12 protein-coding genes are annotated in these 11,967 nt (G+C 71.9%); 11 read left to right on the top strand and 1 reads right to left on the bottom strand.

Annotated features, from left to right (window positions below; all coding sequences use genetic code 11):
• Window positions 1-72: 72 nt before the first annotated feature.
• From A6035_RS08265 to secG, 11 genes are all read left to right on the top strand, one after another.
• On the top strand, window positions 73-1,341 hold the full coding sequence (locus A6035_RS08265; RefSeq protein WP_108847390.1) for a bifunctional 3,4-dihydroxy-2-butanone-4-phosphate synthase/GTP cyclohydrolase II: 1,269 nt from the start codon (window positions 73-75) through the stop codon (window positions 1,339-1,341).
• On the top strand, window positions 1,338-1,814 hold the full coding sequence (gene ribH, locus A6035_RS08260; protein WP_108847389.1) for a 6,7-dimethyl-8-ribityllumazine synthase: 477 nt from the start codon (window positions 1,338-1,340) through the stop codon (window positions 1,812-1,814). Before A6035_RS08265 ends, ribH begins: the two co-directional genes overlap by 4 nt.
• Window positions 1,811-2,284: a PH domain-containing protein gene (locus tag A6035_RS08255; protein ID WP_108847388.1), complete on the top strand. Its 474-nt coding sequence runs from the start codon at window positions 1,811-1,813 to the stop codon at window positions 2,282-2,284. The genes ribH and A6035_RS08255 overlap by 4 nt, the downstream gene beginning before the upstream one ends.
• A gap of 6 nt (window positions 2,285-2,290) precedes the next feature.
• A complete protein-coding gene (uvrC, locus tag A6035_RS08250; RefSeq protein ID WP_108847387.1) occupies window positions 2,291-4,426 on the top strand; it encodes an excinuclease ABC subunit UvrC in 2,136 nt (711 codons plus the stop codon).
• A 4-nt stretch (window positions 4,427-4,430) separates the two neighbouring features.
• Window positions 4,431-5,309, top strand: coding sequence for an RNase adapter RapZ (gene rapZ / locus A6035_RS08245; RefSeq protein WP_108847386.1), 879 nt, complete (start codon window positions 4,431-4,433; stop codon window positions 5,307-5,309).
• A 7-nt stretch (window positions 5,310-5,316) separates the two neighbouring features.
• Complete coding sequence (locus A6035_RS08240; RefSeq protein WP_108847385.1) at window positions 5,317-6,300, top strand: gluconeogenesis factor YvcK family protein; 984 nt, start codon at window positions 5,317-5,319, stop codon at window positions 6,298-6,300.
• A 25-nt stretch (window positions 6,301-6,325) separates the two neighbouring features.
• A complete protein-coding gene (gene whiA, locus A6035_RS08235) occupies window positions 6,326-7,309 on the top strand; it encodes a DNA-binding protein WhiA (protein ID WP_108847384.1) in 984 nt (327 codons plus the stop codon).
• Window positions 7,310-7,430: 121 nt separating this feature from the next.
• The gene (gene gap / locus A6035_RS08230; RefSeq protein ID WP_108847383.1) at window positions 7,431-8,447 is read left to right on the top strand and encodes a type I glyceraldehyde-3-phosphate dehydrogenase; all 1,017 of its coding nucleotides are present in this window, start codon (window positions 7,431-7,433) and stop codon (window positions 8,445-8,447) included.
• Window positions 8,448-8,603: 156 nt separating this feature from the next.
• Window positions 8,604-9,821, top strand: a complete 1,218-nt coding sequence (locus A6035_RS08225) for a phosphoglycerate kinase (protein WP_108849156.1) — start codon at window positions 8,604-8,606, stop codon at window positions 9,819-9,821.
• A gap of 31 nt (window positions 9,822-9,852) precedes the next feature.
• A complete protein-coding gene (tpiA, locus tag A6035_RS08220; RefSeq protein ID WP_108847382.1) occupies window positions 9,853-10,638 on the top strand; it encodes a triose-phosphate isomerase in 786 nt (261 codons plus the stop codon).
• Window positions 10,639-10,767: 129 nt separating this feature from the next.
• Entirely contained in the window at window positions 10,768-11,001 is a 234-nt protein-coding gene (gene secG, locus A6035_RS08215) for a preprotein translocase subunit SecG (protein ID WP_007628575.1), read from the top strand.
• A gap of 187 nt (window positions 11,002-11,188) precedes the next feature.
• On the opposite strand, the gene pgl is transcribed toward secG, so the two are convergent.
• A complete protein-coding gene (gene pgl / locus A6035_RS08210) occupies window positions 11,189-11,911 on the bottom strand; it encodes a 6-phosphogluconolactonase (RefSeq protein WP_108847381.1) in 723 nt (240 codons plus the stop codon).
• Window positions 11,912-11,967 lie beyond the last annotated feature (56 nt).

Below are 11,967 nucleotides of genomic sequence, written 5' to 3'. Positions count from 1 at the left end.
GGATGCGCCATACTTGAGCCCGGACCCGCGGCCGACGCCCGGGCTCGTCAGACACTAGGAGACCCCGCAGCAGTGACCACCTTCGACGGCATCGAGCGAGCCATCGCCGACATCGCGGCGGGACGGGCCGTGGTGGTGGTGGACAGCGAGGACCGCGAGAACGAGGGCGACCTGATCTTCGCCGCCGAACTCGCCACCCCCGAACTCATGGGCTTCCTCGTGCGGTACTCCTCCGGATACGTGTGCGTCGCACTCGAGCCCGAGGACTGCCTCCGCCTGGACCTGCCGCCGATGCGGGCCATCAACGAGGACCGCCACGACACCGCCTACACCGTGACCGTGGACGCCCGCACCGGCGTGACCACCGGCATCTCCGCCGCCGACCGCGCCCGCACCGCGCGGCTGCTCGCCGCCGACGACACCGTGCCCGGCGACTTCACCCGCCCCGGCCACGTGGTGCCCCTGCGCGCCCGGCCCGGCGGCGTCCTCACCCGGCCCGGCCACACCGAGGCCGCGGTCGACCTGGCCCGCCTGGCCGGACTGCGTCCCGCCGGCGTGATCTGCGAGATCGTCTCCGAGGACGACCCCACGACCATGGCCCGCACCCCCGAGCTGCGGCGCTTCGCCGATGAGCACGGCCTGGCGATGGTGACCATCGAGGCCCTCCAGGCCTGGCGACGTGCGCACGAGGTGCAGGTGGTCCACGAGGCCGCGGCCCGCGTGCCCACCCCCGCCGGCACCCTCACCGCCCACGGCTACCGCGACACCCTCCAGGGCGTCGAGCACGTCGCCATGGTCGCCGGGGACGTCTCCGGTGAGGAGCCGGTCTCGGTCCGCATCCACTCCGAGTGCCTCACCGGCGACGTCTTCCACTCCCTGCGCTGTGACTGCGGCCCGCAGCTCGACGCCGCGGTCGCCGCCGTGTGCGAGGAGGGACGCGGGATCGTCCTCTACATGCGTGGCCACGAGGGCCGGGGCATCGGCCTGGTCCAGAAGCTCCGCGCCTACCAGCTCCAGGACTCGGGCCGCGACACCGTCGACGCCAACCTCGACCTGGGTCTGCCCGCCGACGCCCGCGACTTCAGCCTCGCCGCGCAGATGCTGCGCGACCTGGGGGTGACGCGCGTGCGGCTCATGACCAACAACCCCGCCAAGGCCGACGCCCTGCGCGCCGGTGGGGTAGAGGTGGTGGCCAGGGTGCCCATGCCCACCGCGGTGACCCCCGAGAACCTGAGGTACCTGCGCACGAAACGGGACCGTATGGGCCACCTGCTCGAAGGGCTCGACGAGGGGCCCGCCGGACCGGCCGGCGCCGACGTGGACGGAGAGGATCAGCGATGAGCGGCAGCGGAAGGCCTGAACTGGTCGTCCCCGACGCCCGCGGGCTGCGGCTCGGCGTGGTGGTCTCGACGTGGCACCAGGAGATCTGCACCCAGCTCGTCGACCGGGCACTGGCCGTCGCCGAGGCCTCCGGAGCGGCCGTCACCCTCGCCCGCGTCACCGGGGCCGTGGAGCTGCCCGTCGTGGCCCAGGAGCTCGCTCGCACCCACGACGCCGTGGTCGCGCTCGGCGTCGTCATCCGGGGCGGCACGCCCCACTTCGACTACGTCTGCCGCTCCGTGACCGACGGCCTCACCCGAGTCGCCCTCGACGAGGCCACCCCCGTCGCCCAGGGCGTGCTCACCACCGAGGACGAGGAGCAGGCCCGCGACCGCGACGGCCACGAGGGCGCCGCGGAGGACAAAGGCGGGGAGGCGGTCGCCGCCGCCCTCGGCGCCGCCATCGCGCTGCGCGAGCTGAGGACCATCCGATGAACGACACCTGGGAGTTCGAGCACACCCCGCGCCGGATGCGCACGACCGTCATCGCGCTGGCTGTGCTCATCGTCGTCATCCACGTCGTGTGGGCCGTCATCCTCGTCCGCGGGGACACCGGCGTGACCATCGGCGTCGCCGACCAGCTGGCCTTCGTCGTCACCGGCCTCATCTTCGCCGGCGTCCTGCTCACCCTCCTGCGCATCCGCGTCCGCGCCGGCGAGCAGGGCGTCGAGCTGCGCGGCCCCCTGCGGACCCGGGGCTGGGGCTGGGAGGACATCGTGGGCGTGACCTTCCCCCGCTCGAGCTACTGGCCCCGGCTGGAACTGCCGGCGTACGAGCACGCGGGCATCTGGGCCATCCAGTCCGTCGACGGCCGGCAGGGCGTCGAGGCCATGTCGCGGCTGCGCGAGGTCATCCGTGCCCACAAGCCCTCGGCCGCCGACCCCGAGACCGTCGCCGACCGCTGATCCGCCGTGGCCGACCCGCGTTCCTACCGTCCGGTCCCCGGCTCGATACCCACCGAGCCGGGGGTGTACCGCTTCCGCGACGAGCACGGACGCGTCATCTACGTGGGCAAGGCCAAGAACCTCCGCAGTCGGCTGAGCTCGTACTTCGCCGACCTGTCACTGCTGCACCCGCGCACCCGGCAGATGGTCACCTCCGCTGCCGGTGTGCAGTGGACCGTCGTCTCGACCGAGGTCGAGGCGCTGCAGCTCGAGTACACGTGGATCAAGAAGTACGACCCGCGGTTCAACGTCCGCTACCGCGACGACAAGACCTACCCGATGCTCGCCGTCACCGTCGGCGAGGAGGTGCCGCGCGCGTTCGTCTACCGCGGTCCCCGCCGACCCGGCACCCGCTACTTCGGCCCCTACTCCCACGCGTGGGCCATCCGCGACACCCTCGACACCCTGCAGCGGGTGTTCCCCGTGCGCTCGTGCTCGGCCGGCGTGTACAAGCGTCAGGCCCAGCTCGGGCGGCCCTGTCTGCTCGGCTACATCGACAAGTGTGCGGCCCCGTGCATCGGCCGGGTCACCCCGGACGAGCACCGGTTGATCGTCAACGAACTCATCGACTTCCTCGCCGGCCGGACCGACGCGATCATGCGGCGCATCGAGAAGCGGATGCTCGAGGCCTCCGCCGACCTGGACTTCGAGCGCGCCGCGCGACTGCGCGACGATCTCGGCGCGATGCGCCGGGCCATGGAGAAGCAGGCGGTCGTCCTGGGTGACGGGACCGACGCCGACGTGGTGGGCGTCGAGGTCGACGAGCTCCAGGTCTCGGTCCAGGTCTTCCACGTCCGCGGCGGGCGTATCCGTGGCCAGCGCGGCTGGGTGGTCGAGCACGCCCACGGGATCGGCGAGGACGGCGAGTTCGACGCGGCCCGGGCGATCCCGGGCGTGGTCTCCGATTACCTCGCGCAGTTCTACGGCGGGGAGGCCGACCTGGCCGAGGCGGCCGAGTCCGGCGACATCGCCTCCGCCGTCCCCCGTGAAGTGCTGGTGCCGGCCCTGCCCGAGGACTCCGAGGAGCTCGCCGACTGGCTCTCGGGCCTGCGCGGCTCCCGGGTCTCCCTGCGGGTGCCCCAGCGTGGGGACAAGCGGGCCCTGGCCGAGACGGTCCACCGCAACGCCGTCGAGGCCCTGACCCAGCACAAGCTGCGCCGCAGCGGCGACCTCACCGCGCGCTCCGCCGCCCTGCAGGAGATCCAGGAGAACCTCGAGCTCGATTCCGCGCCGCTGCGCATCGAGTGCGTGGACATCTCCCACACCCAGGGCACCGACGTCATGGCGTCCCTCGTGGCGTTCGAGGACGGCATCCCCCGCAAGAGCGACTACCGCCTGTACCGCATCCGCGACGCCGCGGGGGACGGCCACTCCGACGACGTGGCCAGCATCGCCGAGGTCACCCGCCGACGTTTCCGTCGTCATCACGAGGACCCGGCGCTCACCCCGGACGAGACGGACGGACCGGTCGACGACGAGGCGGGCGACTCCGAGGCGGCCCCGCCCGCCCGCCGGTTCGCCTACCCGCCGCAGCTGTTCGTCGTCGACGGCGGGCGACCGCAGGTCGAGGCGGCCGCCGAGGTGCTGTCCGAGCTCGGCGTGACCGACGTCCCGGTGATCGGCATCGCCAAGCGACTCGAGGAGATCTGGCTGCCGGGCGAGGAGTATCCCGTGATCTTCCCGCGTCACGGCGAGGGTCTGTTCCTCCTCCAGCGCCTGCGCGACGAGGCCCACCGGTTCGCCATCCGAGCGCACCGGGGCGCGCGCTCCAAGCGGATGACCGCCTCCGTACTCGACGACGTCCCAGGCCTCGGCCCCGCCCGCCGCGCGGCGCTGGTCGAGAAGTTCCCCACCGTCTCCGCGCTGCGCGCCGCTGCCGTCGAGGACCTGTGCACGGTCCCCGGCATCGGACCGGGCGTCGCGGCGTCGATCCTCGCGACGCTCGGCTCCGGTGGGACGGCCGATACCGGGCCCGGCGACGCGGCCGGGGCGGCGGGGGAGCCCGCGACCGACACCGGTTCCGGGGCCGGGGACGCGGACGGTACGGACGTGAAAGACTCGGCGGGGCGGCCCGGGCCGGGCGAGACGAACGACGCGAGGTGACACGATGGACGACGACGGCGACGACCGGGGGCGTGAGCTCCTGCTGATCAGCGGGATGTCGGGAGCCGGCAAGGGGACCGCATCGAAGGTCCTCGAGGAGTTCGGGTGGTACGTCGTGGACAACCTCCCGCTGCCCTTCGTGGGGGAGTTCCTCGGCCGCTTCGACGACTCCGACGACGAACCCCGCCGGCTCGCGATCGTCGCCGACACGCGCAGCCTCGGCTTCGACGAACACCTGGGCGAGCTGCTCGAGCTGTTCGCCGGCCGAACGCGGTCCCGCATCCTGTTCCTCGACGCCTCCGACGAGGCGCTGGTGAACCGGTTCAACAACGTGCGCCGCTCCCACCCCCTGCAGTCCGGCGGCGGGCTCATCGACGGCATCACCCGCGAACGCAGGACACTCGAGAGCCTGCGCGGACGCGCCGACGTCGTCGTGGACACCACCGCGCTCAGCGTCCACGATCTGCGCCACCGGCTGGAGACCCCGTTCGGCGACCTCGGGTTCGACTTCCACCTCACCGTCGAGTCGTTCGGCTTCAAGTACGGCGTCCCGGTGGACGTCGACATGCTCCTCGACATGCGCTTCCTGCCCAACCCGCACTGGATCCCCGAACTCCAGCCCCACACCGGGCGCGACAAGCCCGTGCAGGACTACGTCCTGGCGGACGAGTCGATCGAGGAGTATCTGCGCGCCGCCGTGACGATGATCCGGCTCGCGATGACCGGCTACCGACGCGAGGGCAAGCGGTACATGACCATCGCCGTGGGGTGCACCGGCGGCAAGCACCGCAGCGTGGCCATCTCCGAGTCCCTCGCGGGCCGGCTGACCGGCCTGGACGCGGTCGACGTACACGTCCGCCACCGCGACCTCGGACGGGAGTGACCCGGCGATGACGGACCCCACGAAGCGGATCCCCTCCCTCGTCGCACTCGGCGGCGGCCACGGCCTGTCTGCGACCCTGAAGGCCGGTCGGCTCGTCGCCGACCACGTCACCGCGGTGGTCACCGTCGCCGACGACGGGGGCTCCTCGGGACGCCTGCGCCGCGAGCTCGGCATCCTCCCGCCCGGCGACCTGCGCATGGCGCTGTGCGCCCTCGCCGGTGAGGACGACGAGCACGCCCGTCTCACGAGGCTCTTCCAGCACCGCTACGGCGGGAACGGGGCCCTGGCGGGCCACGCCGTCGGCAACCTCGTCTTCGCCGGACTGTGGGAACTGCTCGGCGACCCGATCGAGGCCCTCGACGCGGTCGGCTCGATCCTCGGCGTCACGGGGCGGGTCCTGCCCATGTCCCCGGTGGCCCTGGACATCGCCGCCGAGGTCGTCGGTCTCGAGGCCGATCCCAGGGTCGTGCGCACCATCATCGGCCAGGTGGCCGTGGCGACGACACCGGGCAGCGTCCGGCGCGTGCGCCTGATCCCCGACGCCCCGCCCGCCGCGGACGGGGTGGTCGGCGCGATCGAGCAGGCCGACCTCGTCGTGCTCGGCCCCGGCTCGTGGTTCACCAGCGTCATCCCGAACGTCCTCGTGCCGGAGATCGCGGAGGCCCTCACGCGGACCGCAGCCACGAAGGCCCTCGTGCTCAACCTCGCCCCGCAGCCGGGGGAGACGGCGGGCTTCTCCGCAGAGCAGCACCTGCACGTCCTGCGCCAGCACGCGCCACGGGTCGATGTCGACGTGTTGCTCGTGGACCCGCGGATGCCGCTCAGCGCGACCGAACGCGAGCACCTCGAGCGCGCGGCGGCCGGACTGGGCGCCCGCGTGGTGACCGCGGAGATAGCGAAGACCGGCTCGGATGGGACCATGAGGGCTGTCCACGACCCCGCCTCGCTGGCGACGGCACTCGCCGCCTCGCTGCCGGGGGGCGCGGGGTGACGACCGGAGAACGAAGGAGCAGGGCGTGTCGCTGACCGCACAGGTCAAGTCCGAACTGGTGAGGGTCCCCGTCGGGAACACCGAGACCAGGAGGGCCGAGGTCGCCGCGCTGTTGAGGTTCGCCGGGACGCTCCAGGTCCTTTCCGGCCGGCTCGTCATCGAGGCGGAGGTCGACTCCGGCGAGATCGCCGACCGGCTCGCCGCCGAGCTCGACGCCCTTTTCTCCGTGACCTGCCAGGTCCACCCGATCGGGGGCTCGGGCGGCCGCCCCGCCCGCAAGTTCGTCCTCCGGGTCATCGACCGCGGCGCCGACCTCGCCCGCCAGCTGGGGCTCGTCGACAACGCCGGGCGGGCCGTCCGCGGGCTCCCCGCGGCCGTGGTCGGCGGGTCCGTCGCGGCGGCCGAGGCCGCATGGCGGGGGGCGTTCCTCGCGCACGGGTCGCTCACCAAGCCCGGTCGCTCGTCGGCACTCGAGGTGACCGCGCCCGGCCCGGAGGCGGCGATGGCGCTCGTGGGTATCGCGCGCCGACTCGGCGTCACCGCCAAGGCCCGCGAGGTGCGAGGAGGGGACCGCGTCGTCATCCGCGACGCGGAGGCGATCGGCGTCCTGCTGGCCCGCCTCGGGGCCACGTCGACCAGGGACATCTGGGAGGAGCGTCGTTCGCGTGGCGAGGTCCGCGCCACCGCTAACCGGTTGGCCAACTTCGACGACGCCAACCTCCGCCGTTCCGCCCGCGCGGCCGTCGCGGCCGCCGCCCGCGTCCAGCGGGCGCTGGAGATCCTCGCCGAGGACGTGCCGGACCACCTGCTCGCGGCCGGCGAGCTCCGGGTCCAGCACCGCCAGTCCTCGTTGGAGGAACTCGGACAGCTCGCCGACCCGCCCATGACCAAGGACGCCGTCGCCGGACGCATCCGGCGGCTGCTGTCGATGGCGGACCGCAAGGCCGCCGAGCTCGGCATCCCGGACACCGAGTCCGTGGTGACCGAGGACATGCTCGACGACGCCTGATCGGCCCCCAGAACACCCTGCACGTGGCCGGGCACCGGCGGGTAGTCTGGGTCACGTCCCCGGGCCCCACCCGGCCCCGGTGACGTCCAGCGTTCTCGCACCACCAATAAGGAGACATCACGTGACCGTGCGCGTAGGCATCAACGGATTCGGACGTATCGGCCGCAACTTCTACCGCGCGGTGGAGGCTCTCAAGGCCGAGGGCAAGACGGACATGGAGATCGTGGCCGTCAACGACCTGACCACGAACGACATGCTCGCTCACCTGCTCAAGTACGACTCGATCCTCGGTCGCCTCGGCAAGGACGTCACCTACGACGACAACTCGATCACGGTCGGCGGGACCAAGATCGGCGCACTCGCCATCAAGGAGGGCCCCGCCTCCGTGCCGTGGGGTGACTACGGTGTCGACGTCGTCGTCGAGTCCACCGGCATCTTCACCTCGGCCGAGAAGGCCCGCGGCCACCTCGAGGGCGGCGCCAAGAAGGTCATCATCTCGGCCCCCGCGTCCGACGAGGACATCACCATCGTGATGGGCGTCAACGACGACAAGTACGACGGCTCGCAGACCATCATCTCGAACGCCTCCTGCACCACCAACTGCCTCGCGCCCGTGGCCAAGGTCCTCTCCGACGAGTTCGGCATCGTCAAGGGCCTCATGACCACGATCCACGCGTACACCCAGGACCAGAACCTGCAGGACGGGCCCCACAAGGACCCGCGTCGTGCCCGCGCCGCCGCGCTGAACATGGTCCCGACCTCCACCGGTGCCGCCAAGGCCGTCTCCCTCGTGCTGCCCGAACTCAAGGGCAAGTTCGACGGTTACGCCGTGCGCGTCCCGCTGCCCACCGGCTCCCTGACCGACCTCACCGTCGAGCTCGAGAAGAAGGCCTCGGTCGACGAGGTCAACGCCGCGGTCAAGGCCGCCGCCGAGGGCCCGATGAAGGGCATCCTCAAGTACACCGAGGACCCGATCGTCTCCTCCGACATCGTCACCGATCCGCACTCGTCGATCTTCGACGCGCCGCTGACCAAGGCGATCGACGGCCAGATCAAGATCGCCTCCTGGTACGACAACGAGTGGGGCTACTCCAACCGCCTGGCCGACCTCGTCGACCTGGTCGGCAAGTCGCTCTGAGAGCCTTTCGGGCCTGACGACCCGTACCACCACCGGGCCCGGTCCGGGGACGCCGCGAGCGTCCCGGCCGGGCCCGGAGCACATCGACCGGCTCCGCACGGTCAGCCCACCCACCCGGTGACCCACCCACAGTTCTTCCGACAGGAGTTCCACCACATGGCCGTGAGCACGCTCTCCGACCTGCTCGACGCCGGCGTAGAGGGCCGCAAGATCCTCGTCCGCTGCGACCTCAACGTCCCGCTCGACGGGACGACCATCACCGACGCCGGTCGCATCACCGCCTCGCTGCCCACGCTCAACGCGTTGCTCGACGCGGGCGCGGCACTCGTGATCACCGCCCATCTCGGCCGCCCCAAGGGCGAGGCCGACCCCGAGTTCTCCCTGGCGCCCGTGGCGGAGAAGCTGGGCGACGAGCTGGGGCGGTACGTCCAGCTCGCCGGTGACGTGGTGGGGCCGGACGCGCGTGAGCGGGCCAACGGCCTGACCGACGGCGACGTCCTGCTGGTGGAGAACGTCCGCTTCGATCCCCGAGAGACGAGCAAGGACGAGTCCGAGCGGGCCGCGTTCGCCGCGGAACTCGCGAGCCTGGTGGGCGAGGACGGCGCGTTCGTCTCCAACGGCTTCGGCGTGGTCCACCGCGCCCAGGCCTCGGTCTACGACGTCGCCAAGCTCCTGCCTGCCTACGCCGGCGACCTCGTGCAGAGCGAGGTCGACGTGCTCGCCGACCTCACCGGTGACCCGAAGCGCCCGTACGCCGTGGTCCTCGGAGGGTCCAAGGTCTCGGACAAGCTCGCCGTGATCGAGGCGCTGGCGCCGAAGGTCGACACCCTCGTCATCGGCGGCGGCATGTGCTTCACCTTCCTCGCCGCGCAGGGCCACGGCGTGGGCTCCTCACTGCTGCAGGAGGAGATGATCGACACCTGCAAGGATCTGCTGGCCAAGTACGGCGACGTCATCACGCTCCCGGTGGACGTCGTCGCCGCCGACGGCTTCGCCGCCGACGCCCCGCACACCACGGTCGCGTCCGACGCGATCCCCGAGGGCAAGATGGGCCTGGACATCGGCCCCGACTCGGTCGCCGCCTTCGCCGAGAAGCTCACCTCGGCCAAGACCGTGTTCTGGAACGGGCCGATGGGCGTGTTCGAGTTCGAGGCCTTCTCCGCCGGCACCCGCGGGGTCGCCGAGGCGATCATCACCGCGACCGGGGAAGGCGCGTTCTCCGTCGTCGGTGGTGGCGACTCGGCGGCCGCCGTGCGCACCCTGGGGCTCGGCGAGGAGAACTTCTCCCACATCTCCACCGGCGGCGGCGCCTCGCTGGAGTACCTGGAGGGCAAGGAACTGCCCGGCGTCACCGCCCTCGAGCGCGGAAACTGACCCGGACACCCAGGAACTAAAAGGAGAGAACATGGCACGCACCCCGCTCATCGCCGGCAACTGGAAGATGAACCTCAACCATCTCGAGGCGATCGCGCTCGTGCAGAAGGTCGCCTTCTCCCTCCCGGAGAAGTACCTCGAGAAGGTCGACGTGGCGTTCATCCCGCCGTTCACCGACATCCGCGGCGTCCAGATCGTCATCGAGGGCGACAAGCTGGGCTTCGCCTACGGTGCCCAGGACGTCTCGGTGCACGAGTCCGGCGCCTACACCGGTGAGATCTCGGCCTCCATGCTCGCGAAGCTCGGCTGCACCTACGTCGTCGTGGGCCACTCCGAGCGCCGCGACTACCACGCCGAGACCGACGAACTGGTGGCGGCCAAGGCCGCGGCCGGCCACCGTCACGGTCTGACCCCGATCGTGTGCGTGGGGGAGAAGCTCGAGGTTCGCGAGGCCGGCGACCACGTGGACTTCGTGGTGAACCAGCTCAAGGGCTCGCTGGCGGGCCTGACGACCGCACAGCTGGCCTCGACGGTCATCGCGTACGAGCCGGTGTGGGCCATCGGGACCGGCAAGACCGCCTCCGCCGCCGACGCGCAGGAGGTGTGTGCCGCCATCCGTTCCGCGCTGGCCGAGCTCGCCGACGCCGAGACGGCAGAGACGATGCGCGTGCTGTACGGCGGCAGCGTCAACGCGTCGAACGTCGGCGAGCTGCTCGAGCAGACCGACGTCGACGGCGGTCTGGTGGGCGGGGCGTCACTCAAGCCCGACGAGTTCGCCCAGCTGTGCGCGATCGCCGCCGGCGGCCCGCTGCCCTGATCCGATCCCGCCCTCGGCGCATCGGGCCCTCGTCGGCCAGGCACGCCGGGGTCAACCGAGGACGCCCGACCGGGTAGTCTGTAGCGGTCGCATCCGACCGCCCGACCTGACGTGAGGCACGATCCGTACATGAAGCTCGCCCTGGACATCTTCCTCATCATCACCAGCCTGCTGCTGATGCTGTTCATCCTGCTGCACCGCGGCAAGGGTGGCGGCCTGTCCTCGCTGTTCGGTGGCGGTGTCCAGTCGAGCCTGTCCGGCTCCAGCGTCGTCGAGCGCAACCTGGACCGGGTCACCGTGGTCGTCGCGGTCCTCTGGGTGATCGCGATCATCGCCGTCGGCCTGCTCGTCCGCTTCGGCTGATCCCACACGGTGCCCACACGCGCGAAACGGGGTGCGCGCTCTCCCGCGAGGGAGGACGCGCACCCCGTGTCGTCGTGCCGGGTGACCCGGGGCGGTGACGCCGGGCCGGCGCGGTGACGCCGGGCCGACGTGGTGGCGCAGGGCCGACGTGGTGGGGCTGGGCCGACGTGGTGGGGCTGGGCCCGTGTCAGCTCAGCATCGACGCGGCGGGCCCGTCGAGGTGGTAGGTCGTGGACTCGGTGCCGACGGCCCCGGCGACCGGCCAGTCCGCCGGATCGGCGCCACCCAGACCCTTCGCGACCGCCTCGGCCTTCCCGTCTCCGGTGGCCACGACGATGACGTGCCGCGACCGGCGCACCGCGGGCAGCGTGAAGGTGAGTCGCTCCGGCGGCGGCTTGGGGCAGTCGCGGACGCCGACCGCCAGCCGGTCGGTCTCGGCGACCGCCGGGGTGTGCGGGAAGAGGGAGTCGATGTGTCCCTCCGGCCCCATCCCGAGGAGCGTCACGTCGAACAGCGGCTCGTCGCCACCGGGCAGGTCAACCTCGGCGAGGAACGCCTCCGCAGCGGCGTCGACGTCGTCGAACTCGTCGCCGCGCGCCGGCCAGCGGTGGACGGTCGCCCGGTCACCGACGGCATCGAGCAGGACTTCGGCGAGCTGCCCGTCGTTGCGCTCGGGGTGATCGGCCGGGACGAAGCGCTCGTCCCCGAGGAAGATCGTGACCCTACTCCAGTCGACGTCGGTTCCGGCGAGGGCGACGGCCGTCTTCACGCCCACCGAACCACCGGTCAGGGACAGCGTCGCCCGGCCGGCTGTGGCGACGCGTTCGTTGAGATGGCCGGCCGCGGCGAGGGCGGCGGCCTCCGCGAGGGACTCCGCGTCCTCGTGGACGAGATGACGGCTGACTGACATCGACGCTCCTGTCGTGATGGTGGGGTGGGAACGGACGCGGGTGCCGACCTTCCGGA

The sequence above is a fragment of the Dietzia lutea genome, from assembly GCF_003096075.1.
Taxonomy (GTDB): domain Bacteria; phylum Actinomycetota; class Actinomycetes; order Mycobacteriales; family Mycobacteriaceae; genus Dietzia; species Dietzia lutea.
Note: the sequence above shows the minus strand (reverse complement) of the source record. Positions and strands in the feature narration are given on the sequence as shown.

What these genes read in the sequence shown, in the direction of transcription:
- pgl (WP_108847381.1), bottom strand. Translation starts at nt 11,911, where the DNA reads ATGTCAGTCAGCCGTCATCTCGTCCACGAGGACGCGGAGTCCCTCGCG.
- A6035_RS08255 (WP_108847388.1), top strand. Translation starts at nt 1,811, where the DNA reads ATGAACGACACCTGGGAGTTCGAGCACACCCCGCGCCGGATGCGCACG.
- A6035_RS08240 (WP_108847385.1), top strand. Translation starts at nt 5,317, where the DNA reads ATGACGGACCCCACGAAGCGGATCCCCTCCCTCGTCGCACTCGGCGGC.
- A6035_RS08225 (WP_108849156.1), top strand. Translation starts at nt 8,604, where the DNA reads ATGGCCGTGAGCACGCTCTCCGACCTGCTCGACGCCGGCGTAGAGGGC.
- tpiA (WP_108847382.1), top strand. Translation starts at nt 9,853, where the DNA reads ATGGCACGCACCCCGCTCATCGCCGGCAACTGGAAGATGAACCTCAAC.
- rapZ (WP_108847386.1), top strand. Translation starts at nt 4,431, where the DNA reads ATGGACGACGACGGCGACGACCGGGGGCGTGAGCTCCTGCTGATCAGC.
- secG (WP_007628575.1), top strand. Translation starts at nt 10,768, where the DNA reads ATGAAGCTCGCCCTGGACATCTTCCTCATCATCACCAGCCTGCTGCTG.
- ribH (WP_108847389.1), top strand. Translation starts at nt 1,338, where the DNA reads ATGAGCGGCAGCGGAAGGCCTGAACTGGTCGTCCCCGACGCCCGCGGG.